A 26014-nucleotide genomic window follows, 5' to 3' on the forward strand; every position below is an offset into this window, starting at 1 on the left:
ACTGTAGCTCAGGTGTTCAACTAAGTTCATTTATTTCTTATGTCAAAAAATTTAGCAACATTGATTGGTTTAAGTGCCATCCTGATGTGGGCCTCTATGGTGGGTTTTGTAAAACATATTACGACCGTGATTGGACCAGATGTTGGCATTACACTGATCTATTCACTAAGTGCGTTGCTACTGCTTATTATTTTTAGAGTGCCAAACTTTAAGTTAATTTCTAAAAAATATTTAATTTTAGGTGCAATTTTATTTATCGCTTATGAACTCTGCTTTTCGTTTGCACTTGCCTATTCAAAGACAGCGCAACAAGCGATTGAAGTCAGCATTGTGAACTACCTTTGGCCAAGCTTGACTGTTTTAGCTTTTGTTATTTTTAAAGAGCTAAAATTTAATATCTTTATTATTTTAGGTTTAATTATTTCGATTTTCGGCATTACTTTTATTCAGACCGGAAATGGCGATTTTAGTCTAAGTCGAGTTATAGACAATTTTTATAGTAATCCTCTAAGTTATATTTTGGCTTTTATAGGTGCAATTATTTGGGCTTTGTATTGTGTATTAACCAAGAAAATAGGTAAAGGACAAAACCCTATTTCTATTTTCTTTATTGGCGTCGCTCTAACATTGTGGTTAAAGCTATTCTTTAGCGGTCAAGCTGTTTTACCTACACTCGATTTAAATACGACTTTATCTCTCGTCTTTGCCTCTACAGCAATTGGACTAGGTTATGCAGCATGGAATATTGGCATTATTCATGGCAACACCACGATGCTAGTGGTGGCTTCTTACTTCACTCCAATCATTTCATCTTTACTGGCCATGCTGGTTTTACAAACCGAGTTATCAATCAGCTTTTGGCAAGGAACCGCTATGGTTACAGCCGGTTCACTCATCTGCTGGCTTTCAACAAATTGGATAGTAATCCGCTCTTATTTCAAAAAGAATTAAAAGCAGTGATGAGTAACAGAACTAGCATTAGTTTTTTTGCTCTAAAGCAAAATTTACAGCTTCTTTGGCATGACTAGAAGGAAATTGCTGTTTATCTTTTCTTAGCCTAGTTATTTTTAATATTAAAAAATATACAGCCTCAAAATTATCTTCAAACAAGCAAACAAGAATCTGTAGTTCTCCCTTTAACGTGAAAACTAAAAACTCAAGAATTCACGCAAATTTCACGACAGCCTCTTTAAGTTAATTTTATAAAGTTGGCTAGGATTTAAATATGAAAATTATAACCACTGCCCTAGGGCTGATTACCTTAGTAGGTCTAACAGCATGCAAAAGCGTGCCTAGTTACTCAGGTGATTATGATAAAGCCGAACGACAAATTACTGGCGTCACATTAAATGATGAGCAAGCACTGGAGATTGGTCACCGTTTTGTTGCTGCGTTTAACACTTTAGGCACACCTTCTTTTGTAAGTAATGCGAGTCAACTTTATGCGGATCAGCTCTATATCAACGATACACTTTCCCAGTTCTCGCAAAAAAAAGATCTAATTAAACACTTTGAGGGTATGAACGCACGAGTAAGTAACGTCACTGTAAAACTGATTAGCGCAACTCACCATCAAGATACAGCCTATATTCATTGGTATATGGCTTATGACTTTAAAATGCTAGGCCGTACAAAAACCATGGCTTCTTATGGCATTAGTCAAATCAAAATTAATGAACAACAACAAATTATTTTCCAACAAGACTTCTGGGACCCTGCGAATGGTCTCTACCGTTCTTTACCTGTATTTGGAGGAGTTTATAAATGGATATTGCCATTCAAAAAAGTCGAATCTTAATACTACTGGGTATTTTAATTGCGTCTCATGCAAATGCTGCTGAACTGAAAAAATGCAGTTCAGCTCCTTTAATGGTAACGAGTCAAAAAGTCGGAAATGTTAGCTACTTTTCTGAAGATTGCCTAAAAAGTTGGCAGAACCAAAGCATAAAAATGGACTTTAGTTATAACCGAGATATTCCTGAGTGGGCATTTAAGCGAGCAGCAACTCACTATTTAAAGAAGAATATTAGTGGATTTGATGCGAAATCCCCGCTTAATCATATTAATGAGCTTTATAGACCAATCAAGAGCGGAGATTTATATAGTCTTTCTTATCACCATGAAAATCAAAAACTAGAGCTAAAATTAAACCAGAAGCTACTCGGTTCTATAATTAATCCGAATGCAAATCAATATTTTAAAATCTGGTTTGGTACTGAACCATTTAATGCTAAATTAAAACAACAACTATTAAATTAATGGCTTAATAAAATCTCATGGGTAATCATTTTATCCTCATGGTTGAGGACCATTTTGAACTGGCGGCGACCGTGTGTGAATTTCTTGAAGTACATGGTTACGTCATCGATCATGCGCGTAATTTAGATGCGGCACGTTCTTTTCTTAAGTCACAGCATTATCATCTTTTGTTGCTCGATATCAACTTACCCGATGGCTCAGGTTATGACTTGTGTAACTGGCTACGAACCGAACAAGGCATTGATATGCCAATTCTTATGCTCACTGCTAGAGATACTTTAGATGACAAACTTAAAGGATTTACTGCTGGCACGGATGATTATTTAGTTAAACCATTTGATTTTAATGAGTTGGTCATGCGTATTCGAGCACTGATCAAGAGAGCGGCTGGTGAAGTCGCAAATCATAAAATTCAAATTCATGATTTAATTCTCGACAGCGCAACTCAAACTGTTATTCGTGCCGGAAACAATATCGAATTACCCCCTATTCAATTTAAATTATTAAAAATTTTGATGCGTCAGTCTCCTAAAGTAGTAACTAAACAGGAACTTATGATGGAGCTATGGGGTGATGAAGAACCTGAAAGTGATGCTTTGCGCAGCCACATCTATAACTTAAGGAAAATGATAGATAAACCTTTTGACCCTAAACTATTACATACAGTAGCAGGCGTCGGTTTAAAAATTGCTTTAGACGATACTGCCGATTAATTTAAATAGACGACTACTATTAAACCTGTGGTCATCTCTAAGTCCAGCTCAGGATGAGTCGTTAAGTAATATTGCCGATCAAACAACTCAACTCGCCAACCTAATTGTTTGCAAAGCTTTTGGACCAATTGCAACCCGATGCCGTGTCCTTTGGCTTTTAAAGAAAGTTGCGAGTCGCTAAGTTCCTGAACTTTCATATCATTAGGTAAAGAAATTCCGATACCATTATCAGCAATAATCAAGCTGTTTTTTTGTTGGATAATATCGATTTGTGAACCTTGGGAATAATTCAGAGCATTACGCAAAATATTGCCTAAAACCATTTTAGTCATAGAGGGATACAACCAGCGTGGTTGTTCGGCTGAGTCCGGGTGAATATGAATATGTATACCTTTACTCACACTTACCCCTTCTAAACTTTCGACTAAATCCCTCACAATTTCAGATAATAAATTCTTTTCAGACGGTAAATTTTTTACCGTATTACGGGCAATTGCGAGCAAGGTGTCGACGAGCAATTGCATGTCTTCAATTGTATTGTGAAGACGAGTTAAAGATTTGTCTTCTCCATATTTAGTCTGACAAAGTTGTACATTGCCTTTTAAAATCGTGAGCGGCGTGCGTAACTCATGGCTGACATCGCCGGTAAATTCTCGCTCGCGTCGAATAAATTCACTTAAAACCTGATGATATTTTTCCAACGCTTGTTTGAGATATTCCGCCTCCATATTGCCATTGGTATTGATGTCTTTAAAAGGTGAAGCTTGTGTATCTTGGTGTGCCCAATCAATATTTTCTAATGCATTTGCCAAACGGGTAATAGGGGAAAAATAGCGTCTTGCTCTTCGATTTGACCACCACAAAAAGCTATATAAAACAGATAAACTAAACATAAGTGGTGCGAGACCAAAAAGCCAAACCAGCTTATTGACATTACTTTCGCCAAATACCAACAGTACATGCTGACCATTACGTTCACCATATACCGTCATACGTTCTTTGCCATCAACAAATATCCGATGTACCCCACTTTCTAGATGCATATCTTTAAAAGGTTGTGGGGCTACTTGAGTATTCCACCGATATCCATATAAATTTTTAGTATCTGGCAGGTCTGCATTTGGGTTACGTTCTATACGCAACCAGTAATGTTCCATTTCCTGTTCTAAAGCGGTTTTAAGTAAAGAGCCTTTAATCACCCAAGCACTACAAGCCAACCCGACCACAATTGATAAGGCAATTAGACCAATCTGCAACCAATAATATCGATTGAACATTTGGGCTAATGGATGAGCTTTGCCATCGTTTCGAGTTCTTATCATATTTTATCGCCGAGATAGGCTATCGAAATTACAATGATCTCTTTTTAAATAAAAAGTGACCAATGACCCACTCTTGTCCTTGTTCAAAACCAAAAAGTTCAGCACAAGCCATGAAGAAAATACGCCAGCGTTGCCACCAAATATTGGCATCTTTCCCATAGATCTTTTTAAACAGTGGCTTGAGCTCTTCCTCTTGATTATCCATATTATTAAGCCAAGCATTTGCCGTTCTCATATAGTGCTCACCCGACCATTGCCAATGTTGAGCCAACTCTAAATGCTCTTGAAAATGCAAAAAAGTTGAAGTCGAAGGCATTAAACCGCCAGTAAAGAAATACTTAGACATCCAATCATAGTCTGATCTTACTTCAAAAGGATAATGCAAAAAGCGATGACAGAAAATATGACACCAGAGTAATCCTTCCGGCTTTAACCACTGCTGAATTTTTTCAAAAAGTCGCTGATAGTTTCGAACGTGTTCAAACATTTCGACCGATACAACACGATCAAATCGGGCTTGGTCTAATTCGAGAACATTCACATCACAGGTCAGTACTTCAATATTGCTTAAACCTCTTAACTTTGCTTGCCCGAGAATATGCTTTTTCTGGGTTGCAGAATTTGAAACAGCCGTAATCTGTGATCGTGGATAGTTTTCTGCCATCCACAAAGTTAAAGAACCCCAACCGCAACCTAACTCTAAAATGTGTTGACCATTTTTAAGTTGTGCTCTTTCACAATAAAGCTGAAGTGCAAGCTCTTCTGCCTGATCTAAAGTTGTTGTTTTAGTGGGAAAGTAACATGCACTATATTTAAGTCTTTTTCCAAGCACCGCCTGAAAAAACTCGGTTGGTAACTCATAGTGCTGCTCGTTTGCCTTATCTGTTTCAACGGCGATTTCGCTCTTTTTCAGCATATTAAGCACATCCATATAGCGCTGTGCCCCTTGTTCAGGGTCATAGCGGCCTTCCTGAATTAAACGCTTTTTGCTTAAAGCTCGAATTGCAGCCCGAATTGCATGGTCTGGAATCACACCACTTTCAACAATTTTCAAAGACTGATGAACGATAAAATCCATATGCGCACCTATTTTTTTGGTTTCCGCGGTATAAACATTGAAGTTTTTTGTTGATAATCAAGATAATTTTGACCGCGGCTTTTAATTGCCTGTTTTTCACTAAATGGAATACCCGTGACGTAATATAAAAATAGCCACATGAGTACCGGATAAATCCACAATAAATATTGGCCTGCTGCTAAACCAATAATTGGATAGGCAAACCAGTGTAACCATTCAAAAAAATAATTGGGATGACGGGAATAGCGCCATAAACCTTGGTCCATGGTTTTACCCTGATGTTCTGGGTTTAATTTAAATCGGTATAGCTGCTGATCAGCGAGCTGCTCTCCTATAAAGGCGATTCCCATGACTACAGCAGCAATAATTAGGGTAATTTTATATCCGCTGTCCCATGCAGGTGCCTCTACATTGAGTAACAACCACATCGGCAAAAAGAATAAAAGCACTAAAAAGGTTTGAAAGATAAAAAATAAGAAAAAACCTAAATGCTGAAACTTACCCATTGCCTGTCGCATACTGGCGTAACGACCATCTTCATTCTGTTCAGATTGATAACGTCTTAACAAGTGCCAAAATAATCTTAAAAACCATAATCCACTGAAAAGACCAATAAACAGTCGTACTTCGACAGGAGCAACCGAAATGAGTAAAGAAGAAACAATAATGTTCACTGCCAGACAGAAACCCCATGCGGCATCTACAATTCCGGCACGACCATTTAGAGTTGCAAGTAGCCAACTGAGCAACATGATCAGTAAATCCAGAATTAATAAATTCCATAACATGCGCATTCTCCTTGCTTGATGTGTTTGAGTTAGTAACTGCTACTTTCAAACAACAAGTGAACGTTGCTTATCACACCTTCTTTAAAGCCACCCTCGCAATAACATAAATAAAAATCCCACATACGTATGAAGTTTTCATCGAAACCCAAAGCCAAAACCTGCTCTCGGGCTGCTAAAAATCGCGCTCGCCAGTGATGAATGGTTTGCGCATAACTTAGACCAATGTCATTTAAAGACTTTAACCTTAAACCACTTTCAGACGCGGTTTGAGTCAATACAGTTATGCTAGGAATAAAGCTGCCGGGAAAAATATAGCGTTTAATATAATCAACAGTGTTGAGTGCTTTTTTATAGCGGAAATCTTCAATGGTAATGGCTTGAATAAACGCTAAACCTTTTGGTTTTAATAGTGCTTTACACTGATCAAAATATGTCGATAAATACTGTGCACCAACTGCCTCAACCATTTCAATTGACACCAACTTGTCAAACTTACCTTCAAGCAGACGGTAGTCTTTGAGTTGTACATCAATTCGGTGAGATAGTCCTGCTTCATTTACGCGAGTAATGGCTTCATCGTATTGAGCCTGTGAAATAGTAATAGTGGTCACTCTACAGCCATAGTGTTGAGCTGCATAAATTGCAAAACCACCCCACCCACTTCCAATTTCAACCAAATGATCCATTGGTTTTAAATCGAGCTTTTTACAGATAATCTCTTTTTTTAAATCGGATGCTTCTTCGAGAGTCATGGTTTCATTTTCAAAGACTGCACTCGAATACATTAAAGTCGGATCTAAAAACAATTTAAAAAAGTCGTTGCTTAAGTCGTAGTGCTCAGCAATATTTTTCCGGCTACCACTTATGGAATTCTTCCGGTTTTGATACCACGCCTTAAGAAAAAACTGACTGGCTTGGGCAACAACATTCTGGTTGATTTGGTCTAATACATCTCGATTACGCGCTAATATCTGAATCAACTCGACAAGTTGCTCACTGCTCCAATCACCACGGATATACCCTTCTGCTGCTCCTAAAACACCATTTTTTAAAATGAGATCCATCAGTAGAGGATTATGAACTTCAATTACAGCGTGAAGATCTGAAACTTCACCGACCGTCCCATTCCACGCGCCCTGAAAAGTAATCTGTCCATGACGTAATTTAAGAAGACTCTTGAGCAGTAATGGTAGCGAGTCATCTTCACCATAAAGAAATGTTTTTATCATGTCTTATCTACCTTGATCTTTTTAGGATGACGATAAAATGGAACTTTTTTTCGCCACAACTTAAATGCCTCTAAATATATGGAAAACAGCATTTTAAAAGGCGCTAGGCTGTTGATAAGAGCATATCGATATTGCTGTGAAGGAAATGTGATGGGCACAAGTTCAAAGCGCATAGTGGCATCAAAGACTTGTTTTTTCTCTTCAAAGAGCTGCATATGAATAACATTTTGTAAGTCTGAAAAACTAAACCGCCAACGGTAAGTCAACTGCATGGGCATGAACGGCGAAACATGAAATGATTTTTCAAAGTTAAAATCGAAACTCTGATAATCACCCACCTGACCTTGTTGTTTTATACAGTCGTGTGTATAGACTTTTCGCTCATTCCACGGGGTATTGGTAATTTCGCTAAGAATAAATAACGGTTGGCCTGTTTGACTTAAAACAAAATAAAATACGACTGAATTAAACCGAAAACCCAAACAACGAGGCAAAGCCAATACTCTGATTTGCCAATCTGAACCCATATATAAGTTGTTATTTTGCAGTAGCGCTTTTCCTACCCGATCCCTTACCGAACCGCTATACATATTTAAAAAATCACTTTCGGATAGTTTTAATACATTCCAATGATCAGTCGACCAAAATAAACAATCTTGTGTAATTTCATTTAATTGATCTGGGTCAAACCATAAATAATTTAAGGTTGATGTAAATTGATGAGTTTTGGGACTATAACGTCTGTGACGAATAAGTGCGGGAGCGATAGCCAGTTTATTTAATAACATTTGATAAGCTCCCGTTTTATTTTTATAACGCTAAGAGTTGCTCAACAACACGTGCTGCACTGCGAGCGCCATCTTCATGAAAACCCCATCCCCAATATGCTCCACAAAATGAAGTACGATTTTGCCCACTAATTTCTTGCCAACGAGATTGAGCTTGAATCGCTTTTGCATCAAATACCGGATGTCGATAATGACGTTCAACCAAAATATCTTCGGCTTTAATTTGCACATTGGGATTTAAAGTACAGAAAATCTGAGTTTTGCAGGGTAGGTTTTGTAAATTGTTCATCCAATAAGTAAAACCATAATGTATGGCAGACTCATTGTTTTGAACTTGCGATGCAGGAGTTACATGTACATGCCAGCTTGCCCACTGCAAACGGCTTTTAGGCATAATTGAAAGATCGCGGTGTACCACCATATGATTATCTTGATAACCAAACTGACTTAATATTTCTTGTTCAAGCGATGAAGCATCTTTTATTAAATCTAGACTATCATCAGCGTGGCTTGCAAAAATCACCCAGTCATATTGTGCTTGCCCTTCTGAAGTTTCGATCCACACGGTTTCAGGGGAACGGCTCACACTTTTTACTTCTGCAAAATTCCATTCAAGCGATGGGCAACTCTTTTGAATAGCACGAATATAACTTGCCGAACCGTGTTTAACCGTTTGCCATTGTGGCCGCTCTTTTAGCTGCAACATACGATGATGCTGAAAAAAACTTACCACAAATCGATATGGAATCTGTCCTACCTGCTCAACCGGTGCCGACCATAATGCACCGCACATCGGATAAAGATGCTCATAGCGGAACTCGGCACTATATTTATGTTGATCTAAATAGTCTTCAATCGATAAATTTGGATCAATATCCGCCACATCTATATCTTTATTATCATCGTAAAAACGCAGCAAGTCTGAGAGCATTTGTAGAAATTTACGGTTTAAAAAGTTCTGCGGACGAGCAAAGAGCGACCATTTTTTTGAAGGATTATATTGAAGCCCACTCACCAAATTATTTACCGAAAAGCTCATATCACTATATTGGGTTTCAACTCCCAAATTTTTAAGCATGTCAGTAAATAACGGGTAGTTATAGTCGTTAAACACAATAAAACCGCTATCTACCGCAACCTTAGCGCCGTCTATATCAAGCTCACGCGTATCTGTATGACCGCCAAAATAGTTATTTTTTTCATATATCGTAACCTGATGTTGTTTTGACAATTTCCAAGCCGCATAAAGCCCCGATATACCTGAACCAATAATGGCAATCTTCATAACACTTCCCCATTTTCAATTTTTTCTATCGGCAGATTTTTAATTTTTTTATATTGATAAACCTTCTCTGGTACTGGCTTTAATCCCCATACCAAACCAAATAAAGACATGACTTTTAATACATAAAAGGTAATATCGATCTGCCACCAATAAAAACCTTGTCGCACACTACCCGCGTAAAAGTGATGGTTGTTGTGCCATCCTTCACCTAAGGTAATTAAAGAGAGGAAAAAGTTATTACGGCTATCGTCAGCCGTATTAAACTCTCGTGAACCATAACGATGCGCAAGTGAATTAATACATAAAGTCGCATGTGTTAACAGCACAGTAGAAATCACAAAACCCCATACCAAAAGCTGTAAGCCATTGGTACCTAACTCAGGAAAACGCTGCGCCAGCCATGAACCTAAACCGTAAATTGCCAAAGCCGTCAAAATCACAACAGGTAAGCTAAATCGGTCAAGCCAAATCAGTTCCGGATACTTCAACCAGTCTTTAATGACTTTTTTTCGAGTGGCAAAATTCTGCTCGTTTAAAAACCAGCCTACATGCGAATACCAAAAACCTGCTTTCGCTGAATGCGGATCTTGTTCGGTGTCGGTAAAATGATGGTGATAACGGTGGTGTGCTGCCCACCATAACGGTCCGCGCTGTGCACTCATAGTTCCAATCAAGATAAAAATAAATTGGACAATACGTGAAGTTTGAAAAGTTTTATGGGAAAGATAACGGTGAAAAAAAGCGGTAATTGCAAACATGCGTATTAGGTAAAAGCCAAGCATGAAGATCACAGCAAACCAAGACACCCCAACCCAAAAAGCAGCTAAACAAGCGATGTGTAATAGAATAAAAGGTATGATTCTTAACCATTGAATTTTCTTTTCAATGACATATTCGCTAGAAGCATCCATTTGCGCATTTTCTGAATCTGACCAGCTATCGATCCAGCGTAGAAAAAATTTAGACATTGATTCTTCCTGATCTAAAGCATTTCTTTTGGTTCTAATTTAGAAAATGCGCAATGAATTTTATGTGAAGTTCACAGATTTATGAGCCAAATTTAAAAGCCAACATAATCAGCGATTTCAATAATTTGTTTGTGTTGTTTTAATGAGTTTGGAAACATCATAGCCATAATGTTTTGCCGTTTGCAAATAAGAGTTATATGTTGCTTGATCAATTTGAGGGCTACGAGAAAGAATCCACAAATATTCTGTACTTGGCCCACCCACCAAAGCGACTTGATAATCTGGGTCAACTCTAAGCACCCAATAGTCACCTTTGGTAAAAGGAATCCATCTTAAACCGGAAGGTAAGAAGCTTACCTCTAGTTTACTATTACCTTCATTTTGCGGATAAGCCACACCTTCGGATGAAATCACTTCGCCTTTTTTATTCGTACAACTATTTAAAACACCCACGGTTTTATCTGCGTTAATCGAATAGGTTGCTGTTGTATTGGCTATACAATTACGCTGAAAAAACATAGGCAAATGCGCAATCTCATACCACTTACCTACATATTTATTAATATCGATAGCGTCAACAGCTACGGGTTTAGTGGTAGTTTCTGCATAGGTACTTAAAGGGGCCAATAGACTAACTACGGCCAGACTGCTACTCATCACAATTGATTTAAATAATAATTTCATCATGATCCTCCTATATTTATTTCATGTGTTTAAACATACTTCAGAGGGTTGTGAACAAAGTGTGAAATTTAAAATTAAGCAACATTAATAGGTAGTTAATTGTATTTCTATGGAGTATCTGCAATTGGGAAATCAAGCTCAAAACATACTCCTACAGCCGTGTTATAAGCACGGTATGAGCCATGATGTAAATCCATAATAGAAGCCACAATAGATAGACCTAAGCCGCCTGTCTGGCTCTCATCAGTTCGGCTTGAATGACATTGGTAGAATCGTTCAAAAAGATGTTCAAGTTGATGTTCAGCGATTGAAATACCACTGGTTATCACACTTAGGCTCACCATTTTCTTGTGATCAAGTGTCTTATATTTACTTGTAACCAAGATAGTTCTGTTATAGCCCCCATGAACCAGCGCATTTAAAACAAGGTTGTAAACCGCTCGTTGAAATAACTCTGGATCTGCAAATAACATTGGAACTTCTAGATTAAAACTAATGTGGCAGTCTTGTTCCTCAAATTGATATTCAAAAATCTGGCATAGCCCATCTAAAACGTCCTGAATATTGATTTGCTGTTTGTTAACAAGCACCATTTTTTGATCGGCTCTTGCCAAGAACAACATGCTATCAATCATACGTTTTAATCTGTGATAATCCTCTAAATGAGACACCAACAAATCTTGATATTGTTCTACTGAACGCTCATCTGTTAAAGCAATCTCGGTTTGCCCTATCAAGTTATTTAACGGCGTACGGAACTCATGTGCGATATCTTCAGAAAAACGATTGAGCTGCGTATAGCCCTTTTCAATACGTTCAAGCATATGGTTTATATCTTTAGAAAGCAGCTCAACTTCTAAAGATGTATTTGATAGGTTTAAACGTTTTTGTAGCTGATTTACGTTAATTGAGTGAGTTTGCTTACGAAGCCGTTGTAGCGAACGCAATCCCAAATGACATACCAAAATACAAAGAGCAAAAATTGCAAGAATTCCTCCTACCACATACATCAAAAGATTCTTTTGAAATGGTAAAAGTATATTGATGCGCTCAGACCACTGTTTACCCGCAATAAGCAGATAAGGTTCCTGATTAATAGTGATGGTTTTCCACGCAATTCGCGTTGGATATGAATTGTTAGCCAAGTCTTGAAATTGAAGATTTGTTCGCTCTGCAAGCTGAGGTAGCTGAATATGGAGTGGATTGATATTAATTAAAGCTTTGTCTTTATGAATAAGTAAAAATAAGTTGTCTTGGTTGCCAAGCATGTTTTGATACAGCTTAGGGCGCGCAATAATTTGCTCAACATTTTCACTGTCTTGTAGCAAAATTTCCAAACGATTAATTCGGTCTACTAAAGCTTTATCTTGCTGCTTTAATAAAATTTGGTTAATGCCTAAATAGGTCATAAAGCCGACTGAACATAAAATGAGAGCCGAACAAAGCGTGACCAGTATGGTAATACGCACTTCAAGCGAACGCAGAAATTTAAAGTTCATAAGCTAACCGAAATTTTATAGCCCAAGCCACGGATGGTATGGATAAGTTTTGGTTCATATCCTTCATCAATTTTGCTTCTTAAACGGCGTACTGCAACGTCAATAAAGTTAGTATCGGTGTCAAAGTTAATATTCCAAACCTCAGAACCGATTTGTCTACGCGTCACGATTTGTTCTTTATTGACCAATAAATAACGTAATAAGTTAAATTCGGTTTTACTCAGTTCGATTAAGTTGCCATTACGCCATACTTTATGCCCCACCAAATCCATTTTTAGATCACTTATAGACAACTCATTTTCTTGCAAATACTGCTGTCGTCTTAACAAACTTTTAATGCGTGCCAAGAGTTCAATATAGGAAAAGGGTTTAGCCAAGTAGTCATCTGCACCTAACTCTAACCCTTTCACTCTATCCATGACCTGATCTTTTGCTGTTAAGAAAATCACCGGAATTTTTGAAAACTGGCGTAGTACCTGTAGTACGCTCCAGCCCTCTATGTCCGGCAACATCACGTCAAGAATAAGCAAGTCATATTGATCTCTTTTTAGCATTTCCAAACCTTGAAGCCCTAAATGTACGCACTCGGCTTGGTATCCGGATTCTTTTAACCCTTTGACCAAATAAGTGGCGATCTTGATCTCGTCTTCAATAATAAGAATACGCATTTTGTAGAGACTCATTAGAAAAATGACAACTTTGTAATGTGATTGTCATGCTTGAAATTAGGCAATTTGTTTAAGATTTTCAAAGCGACATAGAGGCAATCATTATGAACAAAATAAACTGGCTGCTACTCACAACAGTGCTATTTGCAAATAGTACTTTTGCACAGCCCCCTGCTTTGAATCAAGTTTATTCGTTAGATCTTAAAACCGCCCATCTGCTAGCTGACAGTGCTAAACAGGCATGTAAACAACTAAATCAAAATATTGCGGTCGTTGTGGTAGATCGTGGCGGTAATACTTTAACTGCCGAGCGGCATGAGTTGGTAGGCCCGCATAATTTAATGGCTGCCGAGAAAAAAGCGTTTACCGCGTTATCGACCAAAACATCGACCTTAGTTTTAAGCCAAAACAGTAACCAAAACCCCGATGCAAAAAATTTAACCACCGTAGCAAATTTACTTTTGTTAGGCGGTGGCATACCTGTCCGTTTTGAGAACCAAGTGATCGGCGCGATTGGGGTTGCGGGTGCTGGCGGCGCGCAAAATGACAATCAGTGTGCAAGCAAAGCCATTGAAACCGTTTTTAACTCATAAGGAGCTACATCACATGAATAAATCATTTATTGCTTTATCTTCTTTATTTATAGCCTCAGCTACATTTGCACAAACCAATCCGCTTAGTGTGCATGTGTTAAACCTAGAGACAGGTTTACCCTCTTCTCAGGTTGAAGTGATTTTGGAGAAAAACACCAATAACCAGTGGGTGAAACTCAACCAACAAGTGACAGACTCAAATGGCCGTATAACTGCGCTCTATCCGGAAAATAAAAAACTAGAACAAGGTGTTTATAAAGTTACGTTTAAAACTGAAGAATGGTTTAAAAAGAACAAACAGCAAACGTTCTTTAGCGAAGTACCCGTGATTTTTAAAGTGGACGGCAGTGTAAATCACTACCATATTCCGTTACTGCTCAGCCCTTACGGTTACTCAACCTATAGAGGCAACTAAAATAAAAAACCCTTTATCTGTTTTTAGGCAGATAAAGGGTTTTGTTAAACATCTTGCTACGAACAAATACCATTGTTGACGACTACTTTTTTATTTGAATCTAGCGCCAAAATAGAAGAAGAAACCGTATTAATAATTTGGCTCATTGCCTCACTTGAAGCACTAACAATTGCTTCAAGTTTTTTAGCTTTTTGATCAATCGGCTGTTTAAAAGCAATTCGACAATTGAGCTGCGAACCCGCATTCGTGATGACTTTTGGATTAGATGATTCTAATTGAGTAGGCGGTATTTGACGCTTCACCACCCAAGACACTGCAACATTGATATTGCTGTTATCTACAATATCGAAATGAGAAAAGTCTGTAGAAACTCGGTATAAAGGCTGATTATTTCCAGCAAGCCCACTGCTATAGCTATCAATAGCGCCTAACTTTTGCTGTAAACCCGCCGACAAGGTATCACGTAATTGTGTACTCATAGTCGAAGTCCAACGCTCATTATCCAATACTGTTGACTTGCCATTACTGTCCTGTAGCACCAAAGGCGCACGATCTAAACGGTCTGGAAGACCAACCGGTAGAACTTCAATAACTCGAATACTTGAGTTAACTGCCGGAGTTACTTTAGGACTAATCGTATAGTAGTTTGGCGTTGGCGAACTAGAACAGGCTGTCATAGCAACCGCTGTTAAAAGTACCCCACTCCCAAGCAGCCATTTGGCTACTTGAAAGTGTTGAAATGATTGGTTCTTTTTATTTTTCATCGTTGGCCTCTGGTCTCTTACCACGAATAATAGATTCAGGATGTTGCTCAATATAATCTGACATGAGCTGTAAAGAAGCAGCCGCACGAGTCATCTGTTGCAATGCTTTACGTACGTCTTGTTGTAACGGCGCATCACTCGACAAGATAGACTCGGACGATCTTACAGTTTTACGAACATCGTCTAAGGTTGCCTGTAAACCAGGTGCGACTTTACCGTCTAACTGTTTAACCAGCTTGTCAGTTGACTCAATAGCTGTATTCATGTTCTTAAGCGTTTTACGAACATCCTGCCCAATTTCTACTAACGGGAATTTGGTTAACTTGTCAGCAATTTGAGAAACCTGCGCCTGCAAACCACTTAGCTCTGTTGCAGTGGTTGGAATCACTACACGACCATCATTTAGCGTTTGTAAAGTTGCCGGTTTAGCTTTAGGGAACTTGTCTAACGCAATATAGTTTTGGCCTGTTAAGAGGTTGCCCGTTCTCATTTGTGCACGCCATCCATGCTCAACAAAATCTTTGAAAATTTCACTGTTTGGATTGAGTGCCAAGCCATTTTCAACGCGTGACGGATAAATTACCGCCTCAACACGCATACGAATCTGCTTATAGTTGTTATAAAACTCTGCATTAATTGATTTAACACTACCAATTTCAATACCCATGAAGTCGATTGGTGCACCAACTGCTAACCCACGTAATGAATGATCAAAGTACATAATCACGCCACGCGGTTGTCCATCTGGTTCTTTTAAAGCCTCAGCTTTTGAGTCCCAAAGATTAAAGTGACTCTTATTGGCTGCTACAGTTGCATTTGAGTTTTCAGGGAAACCAAACGCAATACCACCAGCGACAATACTTGCAAGCGACTGAGTATCTAAATTAAAGCCTGAAGCATTTAAGGTGACGTCTATACCACTTGCCTGCCAAAAACGAGCGTCTGTTGTTACAAACTTATCATACGGCGCACGAATAAAAGTCTGAAGCTCTACGCTTTTACCGTCATCGGCTAAGTTATAGGCGGTAATTTGTCCTACGTTAATTCGACGATAATAAATCGGTGAACCGATATCTAAAGACCCTAAATCATCAGCTTTTAGGAAAAATACTTTACCCGGTACATCTGAGGTAATAACGGGTGGTATTTCTAACCCCGTAAATTCAAGTTTTTTCTCGGGTGATTTCCCGCCATCCACTTCAATATATGAACCCGACAATAAAGTATCTATGCCTGAAACTCCACTCGTCCCAATGCGTGGTCGCACCACCCAAAACCGTGAATCTTGGGCAGCAAAGTTGCTTGCATCCTTACGTAAATCAATACGTGCAATAACGCGCGAACGATCTTCTGCAAGAGCAATCTGCCGTACCACCCCAATATCCACTTGCTTATAGCGAACTGTTGTTTTACCTGCGACTAAACCCTCGGCTGTACGAAAAGACACTTCAATCGTTGGCCCATTCGACAGTAACGCTTTCACCGCGAGTGAAAGTGCAATTAAAAGTGCAACCAGTGGGACAATCCAGATAAGTAAAGGTTTCCACCGATTTTTCTTTTCTTGAGGTTCTGGTAAATCATTCATGTTTTCCAGTTCAACATCTGTCTCATGATGATCTGAGGTACCGCTGGTTGTTTTGTTTTCAGACATACTCATTTTTCTTTTATTGACTGGGATTAATGGAATCATTATTCAAGGACGAGTGCTCTGCCTGAATAATTGTGTTTTTTTCCGAGGAAAACTGATTGGGTTTATTTGTATTTTGAGATGCATAAAAATTATCCCAAATAATACGTGGGTCAAAACTTAAAGATGCAAACATGGTCAAAACCACAACTGCACCAAAGGCGATAGAACCCGGCCCTGCTAAAATAGTGGCAAGCGATTGAATTTGAATGAGAGCAGTCAATAAAGCGACCACAAACACGTCAATCATAGACCAACGCCCGACAAATTCTACAATTCGATAAAGTTTAATACATTGCTCAGGCGCAAATTTCCAAGCTGCCGATGACTGTATATATACAACCAATAACAGGAAATACAAAATAAATAGCTTAAGCATCGGAATAAAAATACTGGCCATAAAAATGACCACCGACACCAAATAGTCTCCATTTTGCCAAAAGTAAATCACGCCACTCATAATGGTATCTTGCTGACTTCCTAAAAGAGAGTCAGTCACCGTCATGGGCAGCACATTTGCCGGTATATAAAGAATAGTTGCAGCAACCACTAAAGCAAAGGTACGGTTTAAACTTCCCGGTTTACGTTGGTGCAGCACACTGTGGCATCTCACACAGCGTAAAACTTGATGTTTTTTACCAGCGACCGTTTTATCTACTTTTGATGAGTTTAATAACCCGCAGCAGTGACACAATATAAGTGAAAGATCTTTGGCTCTTGGATATTGCTTTAGAACCGTATCGGTATTTTCGGTTTTCGCTGTAGTCACATTTTTTATTGTTTTCATAATTGTGACCTATCAATTTCGTTCCATATGTCACTGACTTTTATGGATGTAATATAAACCATTAATAGGCTTAAGACCGCAAATGCCCACAAGGCAATTTCGGGAATAACCAGTACCATACCCATTAACTTTACGAGAGTGACCAAAATTCCAATCAGGAACACCTCAACCATTCCCCACACTCTCATAAAATAAAGTGTACGTAAGGCACCGACTAAAAACTTGGGGCGTCTTTTAAATACACTCACCGTACCAAGGACATAAGCCATTAATAACAAATATGAAAGCGGCACTATAAATGTAGTGATTAAAATGAGGACACCGACGAAGGCCCGATCATAATGAAACATCACCCATACGGCACCAAGTAAAGTGGTTTCGGATATGTTGCCTTGCAACTCAATTTTTACAATCGGAAAACTATTGGCAATCACAAATACAATTAAGGCCGTTAAAATTAAAGCTAACAACGTGGTAAACGGTTTGGTATGCCGATAAAGTTCCGCACCACAGCAGACACAATAAGCTCTTTTTCCGTAAGCAAGCGGGACTCTACGATAGACGGTATCGCACTCCTCACAACCTGCTAATTCTTTAAGCTTCATACTTATACTCTAAGGTTTATCGTTTTACTGTGCTATAACGCTTGCCGAAAATAATACTTATGAGCAATGTGCCAAACTAATCTCATTTCTTCAAGAAAAAATTAGTGACCATATGGATGAATTATTTTATTAAATAAAACAAAAAGAACTAAAAAAGCTCCTTTTCTTCAAGGAGCTTTTAAGGTACTAAATCTAAAAGAATATTCAGCTTAAATAAATTTACGCTCTCTTCAACGCAAAAACATTCCAGTGCAATTTTACGCCCAGCATAACAAAATAAGTTTATTCATTCTAAATAGTAATTCTTTAGATGAATAAATTTAATTAACCCTCACCAAAAAGTAATCTAACAACTTGGTTTGTTCTTCAACTCTGTCTGAGGTTAAAAGCCCTAAAATTGCCCCATCTATCATAAATACCAAAATCTCTGCTTCTGCATAAGAAGTCATTTTCTTAGTTTCTACCATGAGGCAGAAAACCTCATTTTTTAGCCAACGCCTATAACGCACGGCACTTTGGTAAGCATAAGGATAAAGTGATTTAGTTTCAAAAATTGCTTTAAACAGTAGGTAATAAGCGCTATTTAAGTCGGCATGTAAAAGAAAAATTTGTCTGAGTTTATCGGTTAAAGTGGAATATTGGGTTGTTTCTATCACCTCTCTTACTTTTTCCATGAGTGTGTCTTTTTGAAGTAAAAGACATATTTCAATGAGGCCTGCTTTTGAGCGAAAGTAATTGTAAAGCGTAGCTTTCGGAACGTTGGACTCTTTGGCAATCAGGTCTACGCCTGCGGTATGAAATCCATAGGTTGTAAATAGACGTATAGCCGTTCGAATAATGTGTAATTTTTTGGAAGGCGTTTCTAAATAACGTGGCATAGTTTTACCAATTAAAATAATTTTTTGTTGTATATAAAAGAGATAGAAATGCCGTCACTCTTAAATTGAGTGCTAAATACAGACATGCAAAAGCCGCACAATAATGGTGTGCTCGCCTATCTCGGGTTTATTGTTGCTATGATTTTTGGTCGTAACGATACTAAAGGCGTAGAAAACCTAGAGTCGATTGAACCGTTTTATAGACTTTTTAAGTGGTATGGGCAGAGAGAATTTGGCGAAAGCCAATAAAGAAGAATTAATACGCATAGAGGACTCCTCATGTCTAAAGAAGTTCTACCGAATCACTGTCAAACGATTATGGTGGCAGAACGAGAGAAGGTTGACAGACTGGTTAGACGCCAGCACACCCGAAGGTGTCCCTCTCCCGTCCTACCGCTACGGGAGGAGACGAGGAGCTTACACACAGGACTATTCCTCAGAAGGAATAATTCTGATGTGGTCTAAATCAGCCTGTCAAAGCCGGCTGGCAATGTAGGCCAGCAGGCAAAGGATAGTGCTCAACCCTATTACAGTCAAGCATATGAAATGACATTTGTTTTAAATTAGAGCATTAAAAAGTAAGGATAAATAATTAAAATTTATTGTTAAATTGGGTTTATAAATTATTTATATAAAACGCAGTATCTATGCCTAGTAAAAGTTTATTGTTTACTTTAATTTGAATCCGGATCATATATTTTTTGATAACAATTTAATTCATTTATATAAGGATAATTATGACTTTAAATACAGTAACTCTCTTTACTCAAAGGCTTACCCTAAAACCATTTACTGTAAATGATGCAGATGAAACCTATAACTGTATTACCCCTACGCTCACACGCTATATGGCTTGGGATCCTCAACCAAGGCATGAGTTCGACCAAACTTGGAATAACTGGCTAAAGAACTTTGCTCTTGGAACTGAAATTATTTTCGTTATTAGAGAGACATCTTCTCACGTATTTATAGGTCTTGTAGGTCTGCATCGTATGCAAACCAGTAACCCAGAGTTAGGCATATGGATACGCGAAGATTACCACTATCATGGCTATGGTAGAGAAGCTGTAACAGCGGTAGCAAACTGGGCAATTGACTTTGTTAAGCCGGACTTTTTTGTTTATCCCGTCGCCAAAGAGAACTATCCAAGTCGAAAAATTGCCGAATCTTTAGGGGGTAAAGTAGTTTCAAAATCTACTGGTCCCAAATATGAATTTGTAACATATGAAATTCGTGTTAGCTTATAAATTTATAAAATATATATTAATCAAAAGATTATCGTATTCATAAAAGATACAACTTGCAAACTGGAAGTTATGACAATATTTTAGAGTAATTACTCTAAAATGAGATTTAATAATGAAAACTATAAAAATTGGTTCATATCACTGGATGCAAACTACAAATGGTCAGCTCAGCTTTAAAGAAAAAATTAAATTAATTCAAAAAATTATGGTGCCTAGTATCCTAAATTCTATAAAAATAAATTACCATCGATTTCAAACTGGTAACGATTTTGATATAGGACAAATCGTAATACCAGATACTCAAATGATTAAAATCGCACTTGAGGAACTAGAATCAAAAGCAAGTACATCTATCTACAATCATTCGTGGCGAACATACTTCTGGGGAACCGCCCTAGGTCATTTACAAAACCGGCAGTTTGACTCTGAGTCACTCTTATTAGCTTCACTTTTTCATGATATTGGCCTAACTGAGCAACATATGCATAGTAAAGGCTGTCAATGTTTTACATATGAGAGCGCTAAACAATTTGAGCAAAAGGCGAAAGAATATAATTTTGATGAGAAAAAAAGCGAAGTGATTAAAGATGCTATATGTCTACACATGAATGGATATATAGAGGAATCTGATCCATCTGAGGTTATTCTATTACAGCAAGGTGCTTCTTGTGATGTAATTAGTGACAATCAATATAAAATCCCCTTATCTTTTAGAAATGAAATTTTAGAAAAATATCCTAGAAATCAATTTAATAAAGAATTTATTAAACTTATTAAATTAGAGAGAAAAAATGTTCCGAGTTCGCGAACAGGCTTATTATATGATCTTGGATTACCCCTCTTGATTAAATCAAATTTATATAAAGAATAAGTTTAATTAAACATATTAGTCATAAAACAACTTTTCTATCATGACTAGAAATTTCAATTAACAACTGTTTTATATTCCTTAGCATGAGTATGCCTTAATATATGCAGAAGATATAAATTAAAGGCCCCCACTCTAATGAATGATTCAGTTAAGTGGTTAGAAATTCTAAATAAAATTATTGGTATTACTCAAACAGTTTTACATTACTCAAAAGATGTTTTATGACAAAGAACGTTATGAGCAGCTTTTGGAACATATTGAGCATCTGTTAGAACTAAAAGAAATTAAAGCCATTAAATTATTGATTTATAAAAATACTAGGCAATAAATCCACCATCAACGCTTAATTCTGCCCCGCTGATATAACTGGCGTCTTCGCTTGCTAAAAATAGAACAGAATTTGCAATATCTATTCCTTCACCATATCGGCCTACAGCAATATTCGGTAGCAGTAAATTTGCTATTGGACCGTCTGACGGGTTCATATCACTATTGGTAGGGCCAGGATGAATCGTGTTAATTGTTATGCCTTTAGAACCAAGTTCGCGCACCAGTCCCTTAGAAAAACCAGTAATAGCTCCTTTGGTGAGAATATAAATTGATGCTCCACTAAATCCTGAATAATTCACCATGGTACTTCCGATATTTATGATTCTTCCACCTTTTCTCATATGCTTTAAACTCTCGCGAGTCGTCAAAAATACCCCTGTAACATTTACGGCTATTATTCTTTCAAAGTCAGCAATAGTTACAGCTTCTAAACTGCCTAAATGACTGATACCTGCATTATTTACCAATATGTCAATCCGATTAAATCTTCTTGCAACTTCAGCCACAGCTTGAATAACCATTTCAGGATTGCCGGCGTCTGCTTGTACTGCTAAACCATGACCTCCATAAAATTCAATTTCTTTAACTAGCTCTTCAGCTTGCTTTTGAGAGGTATGATAAGTAAATGCAACTGTAGCCCCGTGAGAAGCTAACTTTTTAACAATTTCAGCACCTATACTTCTGGCCCCTCCAGTTACAAGTGCAACTTTTCCCGTAAGTGATAGTTTATTTAACATTTTAGATGACCCGTTTATTTAACTATCTAAACTATAAAATCGGGGTTAATTGTTAAGTAGCCTGCGTTTGCTATAATCATTTTCAATTAAAAATTGAAAATAAAATATGGAAACCTTGTCTAATCTGGAATCATTTATAAGAAGTGCTGAACATGGTAGTTTTTCAGCAGCCGCACGACATTTAGCCTTAACTCCTGCTGCTGTCTCTAGAAATGTGGCACAGCTCGAACAAAATTTAGGAGTGCGACTCTTTCATAGAAGTACAAGAAATCTTACCTTGACCGAAGCTGGCGAGCATTTTTTTACAAGCATCCGCGATAATTTAAATAATATTCAAACCACCATTTCAGAATTTAATACAGACTCAAGTCACCCTAAAGGAACTTTAAAAATTAGCTTAAGCGCAGGCTTTGGTGTCGAATATATACTTCCACTCATGCCAGACTTTATGAATAAATATCCGGATATTAAGCTCGAATGGCATTTATCTAATAAACAAGTGAACTTAATTACTGATAACTTTGATGCCGCAATCGGAAGTGGATTTAAATTAGGTCAGGGAATTATTAAAAGATCGCTCTCTCCTCTTCACATGATTATTGTCGCTTCACCAAATTTTTTAAAAAATAAAATTTTACCTAGTCATCCAGAAGATATATCTAACTGGGATGGAATCATAATGAGGTCTCCCCAAACTGGTAAGCTGCATGAATACAAATTTATAGGACCCGATCAGGGAGAAGCTTATCTAAATCTTAATGAAAAACTAATTGCGGATGATCCAAGTGCTTTACATCAAGGTGCAGTTTTAGGAATGGGAATTGCAGCAATCTCTACTGCACATGCTAAAAGTTATATAGAAAATGGAACTTTAATTCGGATCTTACCCGAGTGGTATGCAGATCTAGGCGAAACTAATCTTTATTTTTCAAGTAAAAAGCATATGCCGGCCAAGACACGCTGTTTTATTGACTTTATCGTATCGAAATTTGAACAGCTAAAAATTAATGAGCAATTATCAGCTCATAAGCTTGGAAAGTAAAAACACTTTCAACTAAAAATCATTTTTACTCATAGATTTTCAATGAATAGTAGAAAATGTTTCAACTCTTCACTATCTACAAATATTGCTTAGAGAAACCAATAATAACTTCATAAATCGTCATCTACGATTGTCAATTAAGCAATATAGGAGTAATCAAAATGATGAGTTTAAATAATCCAAAAACAGAAAATCAACAATCTATCGAGACACTAAATGTTCTGGAAAGACACTTAACTGCGTTTCGATTAGGTGATGTAGATTTAACTCTTCAAGATTATGCTGCTGATGCCATTATCATTAATGGAACAGGAGAAATAGTCCGTGGAACTTCTCAAATTCATGAGACATTTGTTTCAGTTTATCGTGATTACTTCCCAGAAGGTACACGAGATATTGAAATTGATGAAAAAACCATTTGTGGTGAAGTTGCTTATATTCGTTGGCGCGCACCAAATGCAAAATTAGCAACCGATACAATCATTGTTCGCAATGGCAAAATTGTCGCGCAAACTTTTGCGGCATATTTTTAAAAACTTAACCCATCAAAAGTAAATAAGACAAAAGCCCTGCTTAAGAGGGCTTTTGTTCTCTACATTTTGATTACCTTATAATTTCATTTTAAAGAAATCAGCAAGTACGTTTGACGCTTCATTTACATATTGAGGAATATCATATAATTCCATATGGTTTGCACCTTCAACAATATGTAAGGTTTTGTCCTGACTTGCAGCACGTTGAATTAAATCTTCACTCATCCACTTACTTCCTGCCACACTTCCGGCAATCGCAACCAACGGTTGAGTTAAGAAAGCTTCGGCTTTATTGTACGCATCGTAAGTAATAAGCTGAGTCAAGCTACGCGTTGTGGCAAAACTCGGTGAGTTAGGGTGCGCGGCTCTTGGCGTATGATAGTATTCCCATGCCTGACGAAGCTCTTCATTCGGTGCATCTTCTTCTTTTAAAGGTGCAAGCGGAATGGTTGCAATATTTCCACTCGTTACATCGGCTGTACGTGCATCTGAACCTGCTTGAATGTATGGTAAGGCATCTGCATCTTTAACCGTGTTTTCCCAACCATTTCTAAACATTGAACCAATATTAACGGCGCTTACCGTACCTACTGCTTTAATACGGCGATCATTGATTGCTGCATTTGCGGTATAACCACCGCCCGCACAAATACCCATTGCACCAATACGGTTTTGGTCAACATAGTTCAAGGTTGTTAGATAATCAATCACTGCACTAATATCTTCTGTACGAATGTAAGGATTTTCCAACTGACGAGGTAAACCTGTACTTTCACCTTGATAAGATGCATCAAATGCAATCGCAATAAAACCTTGTTCAGCAAGCTTAGACGCATATAAGCCTGCGGTCTGCTCTTTCACTCCACCGCCCGGATGAGTCACAACAATAGCTGCATACTTTTGTGTTTCATCAAAGTTTGATGGGTAGTGAATATTTGCTGCCATAGTAATATCTTGGCTATTCGAATTTTGAAATTTAACAGTATTCATTGTTAGCTCCTTTATAAGCTTAACTCAGATATTTTTTTGAAAAAATGGGATGATCTTTGCTAGTGCTTGTGCGCCAGGTTCAGGTTTTTCATATAAGTCGTAGAGAGACTAACCTTCTACAATCACAAGCTCTTTATTTTCTGAACGTGCTCGTCCATAAATTTCCAAACTATCTCGATATGAACCAAACCTACCGACCTTATCACCTGCAATAATCAACTCATCTGTGTTGAACTTTGTTAAAGGCATATTAACAAGCAATGATTAGCGTGATTAGATGCTATAATTCGATCGTAGCTATTAGCAAAACTTATGAATCATGAAAATTAATCTGAATGATTTAAAAACATTTTCTGAAGTAGTAAAAACTAAAAATTTTACAAAAGCCGCCGCATATATGGGCGTTACCCAATCTGCTGTAAGCCAAAGTATTAATAATCTTGAAGCACAGTTAGGTATAAAATTATTAAACCGTTCTACCCGTAGCCTCACCCTTACAGAAGCAGGCTCGCGCCTTATTGAGCTCGTCGGTCAAAACATTGAAAATATTGACTTAGGCGTAGAACAAATTAGCTCTATGAAAGACCTACCCAGTGGCCATGTACGTATTTCTGCCGATGCATTTACCATTAAATATTATTTATGGCCAAAGCTTAAAAAGCTTGTAAAACAGTATCCCGATATATCTTTGGAACTGACTTCTGAAAACAGACGAATTGATATAGCAAAAGAAGGATATGACGCCGGAGTACGTGTCGGAAACTTGGTCGAAAAAGATTTAATTGCAGTTCCGATTAGTAAAGAAATTCCTTTTCGCTTAGTTGCCTCACCTGAATATTTAGACAAGTATGGAACACCGAAATCTATAGATGACCTTAAAAAACACAAAGGCATCTATATACGTCTTTTAACCGATAACTCTCTAATGGCGTGGGAATTTAAAGATAAAAATAAAAGTGTATTTTTTAGAGGTCCTGTTCAACTGGTTATGACCAGTTTAGATGAAATGTTTGATGCTGTACTCGATGGTTGTGCTATAGCTTATTTGCCATATTTTTTAGTTAAACCAGCTTTAGAAGATAAAAAGTTGGTCAGTTTATTGGAACAACACGCAGTCACCTTACCGCCTTTTTATTTGTTCTATACAAGTCGTCGGTTAATGTCTCCAGCCTTTAAAATTGTTAAAGATACGTTGAGTGAAATATAAAGAAAGTTCTGAAATCTAAAATACCCATGAAGTACCAACACTGCATT

The 26014-nt window shown here is 37.6% G+C and carries 29 protein-coding genes and 2 pseudogenes; 13 read left to right on the forward strand and 18 right to left on the reverse strand.

Annotated elements, in window-relative coordinates; translation table 11 throughout:
* The first annotated feature begins 39 nt into the window (after positions 1-39).
* The 4 genes from yddG (at position 40) to HMPREF0014_RS14750 (ending at position 2972) form a co-directional block, all read left to right on the forward strand.
* On the forward strand, positions 40-951 hold the full coding sequence (yddG, locus tag HMPREF0014_RS14735) for an aromatic amino acid DMT transporter YddG (protein WP_004886412.1): 912 nt from the start codon (positions 40-42) through the stop codon (positions 949-951).
* A gap of 274 nt (positions 952-1225) precedes the next feature.
* Positions 1226-1798: a nuclear transport factor 2 family protein gene (locus HMPREF0014_RS14740; protein WP_004886411.1), complete on the forward strand. Its 573-nt coding sequence runs from the start codon at positions 1226-1228 to the stop codon at positions 1796-1798.
* The gene (locus HMPREF0014_RS14745) at positions 1765-2259 is read left to right on the forward strand and encodes a chalcone isomerase family protein (protein WP_004886410.1); all 495 of its coding nucleotides are present in this window, start codon (positions 1765-1767) and stop codon (positions 2257-2259) included. Before HMPREF0014_RS14740 ends, HMPREF0014_RS14745 begins: the two co-directional genes overlap by 34 nt.
* A gap of 17 nt (positions 2260-2276) precedes the next feature.
* Entirely contained in the window at positions 2277-2972 is a 696-nt protein-coding gene (locus HMPREF0014_RS14750; RefSeq protein WP_004708019.1) for a response regulator transcription factor, read from the forward strand.
* Here HMPREF0014_RS14750 and HMPREF0014_RS14755 read toward each other — a convergent pair.
* From HMPREF0014_RS14755 to HMPREF0014_RS14800, 10 genes are all read right to left on the reverse strand, one after another.
* Positions 2969-4294, reverse strand: coding sequence for a HAMP domain-containing sensor histidine kinase (locus HMPREF0014_RS14755; RefSeq protein WP_004708017.1), 1326 nt, complete (start codon positions 4292-4294; stop codon positions 2969-2971). The two genes, HMPREF0014_RS14750 and HMPREF0014_RS14755, sit on opposite strands and share 4 nt — an antisense overlap.
* A 28-nt stretch (positions 4295-4322) precedes the next feature.
* Positions 4323-5372 (reverse strand): cyclopropane-fatty-acyl-phospholipid synthase family protein, encoded by a 1050-nt coding sequence (locus HMPREF0014_RS14760; RefSeq protein ID WP_004886399.1) that lies wholly within the window; start codon positions 5370-5372, stop codon positions 4323-4325.
* Between the two features lie 8 nt (positions 5373-5380).
* Positions 5381-6160 carry a DUF1295 domain-containing protein gene (locus HMPREF0014_RS14765; protein ID WP_004886397.1) on the reverse strand — a complete coding sequence of 260 codons (780 nt, stop codon included), beginning with the start codon at positions 6158-6160 and terminating at the stop codon, positions 5381-5383.
* A 29-nt stretch (positions 6161-6189) separates the two neighbouring features.
* Complete coding sequence (locus HMPREF0014_RS14770; RefSeq protein WP_004886395.1) at positions 6190-7389, reverse strand: cyclopropane-fatty-acyl-phospholipid synthase family protein; 1200 nt, start codon at positions 7387-7389, stop codon at positions 6190-6192.
* Positions 7386-8177 carry a DUF1365 domain-containing protein gene (locus HMPREF0014_RS14775; RefSeq protein WP_004886394.1) on the reverse strand — a complete coding sequence of 264 codons (792 nt, stop codon included), beginning with the start codon at positions 8175-8177 and terminating at the stop codon, positions 7386-7388. The genes HMPREF0014_RS14770 and HMPREF0014_RS14775 overlap by 4 nt, the downstream gene beginning before the upstream one ends.
* Positions 8178-8199: 22 nt before the next feature.
* Positions 8200-9462 (reverse strand): NAD(P)-binding protein, encoded by a 1263-nt coding sequence (locus HMPREF0014_RS25945; RefSeq protein ID WP_006580571.1) that lies wholly within the window; start codon positions 9460-9462, stop codon positions 8200-8202.
* Entirely contained in the window at positions 9459-10430 is a 972-nt protein-coding gene (locus HMPREF0014_RS14785; protein ID WP_004886389.1) for an acyl-CoA desaturase, read from the reverse strand. The genes HMPREF0014_RS25945 and HMPREF0014_RS14785 overlap by 4 nt, the downstream gene beginning before the upstream one ends.
* Before the next feature lie 117 nt (positions 10431-10547).
* Entirely contained in the window at positions 10548-11114 is a 567-nt protein-coding gene (locus tag HMPREF0014_RS14790) for a lipocalin family protein (protein WP_004708005.1), read from the reverse strand.
* 107 nt (positions 11115-11221) lie between these two features.
* Positions 11222-12613, reverse strand: a complete 1392-nt coding sequence (locus tag HMPREF0014_RS14795) for a heavy metal sensor histidine kinase (protein WP_004886387.1) — start codon at positions 12611-12613, stop codon at positions 11222-11224.
* Complete coding sequence (locus HMPREF0014_RS14800; RefSeq protein ID WP_001221367.1) at positions 12610-13281, reverse strand: heavy metal response regulator transcription factor; 672 nt, start codon at positions 13279-13281, stop codon at positions 12610-12612. Before HMPREF0014_RS14800 ends, HMPREF0014_RS14795 begins: the two co-directional genes overlap by 4 nt.
* Positions 13282-13385: 104 nt before the next feature.
* On the opposite strand from HMPREF0014_RS14800, the gene HMPREF0014_RS14805 reads away from it, so the two are divergent.
* Entirely contained in the window at positions 13386-13874 is a 489-nt protein-coding gene (locus HMPREF0014_RS14805; protein ID WP_004886384.1) for a heme-binding protein, read from the forward strand.
* 13 nt (positions 13875-13887) lie between these two features.
* Positions 13888-14289, forward strand: coding sequence for a hydroxyisourate hydrolase (gene uraH / locus HMPREF0014_RS14810; RefSeq protein WP_004886382.1), 402 nt, complete (start codon positions 13888-13890; stop codon positions 14287-14289).
* A 56-nt stretch (positions 14290-14345) separates the two neighbouring features.
* Here the strand turns inward: uraH and HMPREF0014_RS14815 are convergent, their stop codons facing one another.
* The 5 genes from HMPREF0014_RS14815 to HMPREF0014_RS14835 form a co-directional block, all read right to left on the reverse strand.
* The gene (locus HMPREF0014_RS14815; RefSeq protein WP_004886380.1) at positions 14346-15053 is read right to left on the reverse strand and encodes a PqiC family protein; all 708 of its coding nucleotides are present in this window, start codon (positions 15051-15053) and stop codon (positions 14346-14348) included.
* A complete protein-coding gene (locus HMPREF0014_RS14820) occupies positions 15043-16710 on the reverse strand; it encodes an MlaD family protein (RefSeq protein ID WP_002049115.1) in 1668 nt (555 codons plus the stop codon). Before HMPREF0014_RS14820 ends, HMPREF0014_RS14815 begins: the two co-directional genes overlap by 11 nt.
* A gap of 7 nt (positions 16711-16717) precedes the next feature.
* Entirely contained in the window at positions 16718-17527 is an 810-nt protein-coding gene (locus tag HMPREF0014_RS14825; RefSeq protein WP_004886377.1) for a paraquat-inducible protein A, read from the reverse strand.
* The gene (locus HMPREF0014_RS14830) at positions 17524-18132 is read right to left on the reverse strand and encodes a paraquat-inducible protein A (RefSeq protein WP_002049163.1); all 609 of its coding nucleotides are present in this window, start codon (positions 18130-18132) and stop codon (positions 17524-17526) included. Before HMPREF0014_RS14830 ends, HMPREF0014_RS14825 begins: the two co-directional genes overlap by 4 nt.
* Positions 18133-18452: 320 nt before the next feature.
* Complete coding sequence (locus HMPREF0014_RS14835; protein ID WP_004886374.1) at positions 18453-19010, reverse strand: TetR/AcrR family transcriptional regulator; 558 nt, start codon at positions 19008-19010, stop codon at positions 18453-18455.
* Positions 19011-19094: 84 nt separating this feature from the next.
* Here HMPREF0014_RS14835 and HMPREF0014_RS26090 point away from each other — a divergent pair, with 84 nt between their 5' ends.
* The 4 genes and pseudogenes from HMPREF0014_RS26090 to HMPREF0014_RS25465 form a co-directional block, all read left to right on the forward strand.
* A complete protein-coding gene (locus HMPREF0014_RS26090; protein ID WP_009498765.1) occupies positions 19095-19259 on the forward strand; it encodes a hypothetical protein in 165 nt (54 codons plus the stop codon).
* A gap of 488 nt (positions 19260-19747) precedes the next feature.
* Entirely contained in the window at positions 19748-20257 is a 510-nt protein-coding gene (locus HMPREF0014_RS14840) for a GNAT family N-acetyltransferase (RefSeq protein ID WP_006580574.1), read from the forward strand.
* Between the two features lie 112 nt (positions 20258-20369).
* The gene (locus HMPREF0014_RS14845) at positions 20370-21128 is read left to right on the forward strand and encodes an HD domain-containing protein (protein WP_004886370.1); all 759 of its coding nucleotides are present in this window, start codon (positions 20370-20372) and stop codon (positions 21126-21128) included.
* Between the two features lie 135 nt (positions 21129-21263).
* Positions 21264-21417, forward strand: a pseudogene (locus HMPREF0014_RS25465) (NUDIX hydrolase N-terminal domain-containing protein); the annotation flags it as partial.
* A gap of 28 nt (positions 21418-21445) precedes the next feature.
* Here the strand turns inward: HMPREF0014_RS25465 and HMPREF0014_RS14850 are convergent.
* A complete protein-coding gene (locus HMPREF0014_RS14850; protein WP_004886366.1) occupies positions 21446-22195 on the reverse strand; it encodes a 3-oxoacyl-ACP reductase family protein in 750 nt (249 codons plus the stop codon).
* A gap of 106 nt (positions 22196-22301) precedes the next feature.
* On the opposite strand from HMPREF0014_RS14850, the gene HMPREF0014_RS14855 reads away from it, so the two are divergent.
* Both HMPREF0014_RS14855 and HMPREF0014_RS14860 read left to right on the forward strand, forming a co-directional pair.
* Positions 22302-23237, forward strand: a complete 936-nt coding sequence (locus tag HMPREF0014_RS14855; RefSeq protein ID WP_004886364.1) for a LysR family transcriptional regulator — start codon at positions 22302-22304, stop codon at positions 23235-23237.
* A 161-nt stretch (positions 23238-23398) separates the two neighbouring features.
* Positions 23399-23770 (forward strand): nuclear transport factor 2 family protein, encoded by a 372-nt coding sequence (locus tag HMPREF0014_RS14860; protein WP_004886363.1) that lies wholly within the window; start codon positions 23399-23401, stop codon positions 23768-23770.
* 75 nt (positions 23771-23845) lie between these two features.
* On the opposite strand, the gene HMPREF0014_RS14865 is transcribed toward HMPREF0014_RS14860, so the two are convergent.
* A complete protein-coding gene (locus HMPREF0014_RS14865; protein ID WP_004886362.1) occupies positions 23846-24760 on the reverse strand; it encodes an alpha/beta hydrolase in 915 nt (304 codons plus the stop codon).
* 24 nt (positions 24761-24784) lie between these two features.
* A pseudogene (locus HMPREF0014_RS26290) lies at positions 24785-24979 on the reverse strand (alpha/beta hydrolase); the annotation flags it as partial.
* Between the two features lie 100 nt (positions 24980-25079).
* On the opposite strand from HMPREF0014_RS26290, the gene HMPREF0014_RS14870 reads away from it, so the two are divergent.
* The gene (locus HMPREF0014_RS14870) at positions 25080-25967 is read left to right on the forward strand and encodes a LysR family transcriptional regulator (RefSeq protein WP_006580578.1); all 888 of its coding nucleotides are present in this window, start codon (positions 25080-25082) and stop codon (positions 25965-25967) included.
* The last annotated feature ends 47 nt before the right edge of the window (positions 25968-26014 follow it).

This window comes from Acinetobacter sp. RUH 2624, from assembly GCF_000162375.2.
Classification (GTDB): Bacteria; Pseudomonadota; Gammaproteobacteria; order Pseudomonadales; family Moraxellaceae; genus Acinetobacter; species Acinetobacter nosocomialis.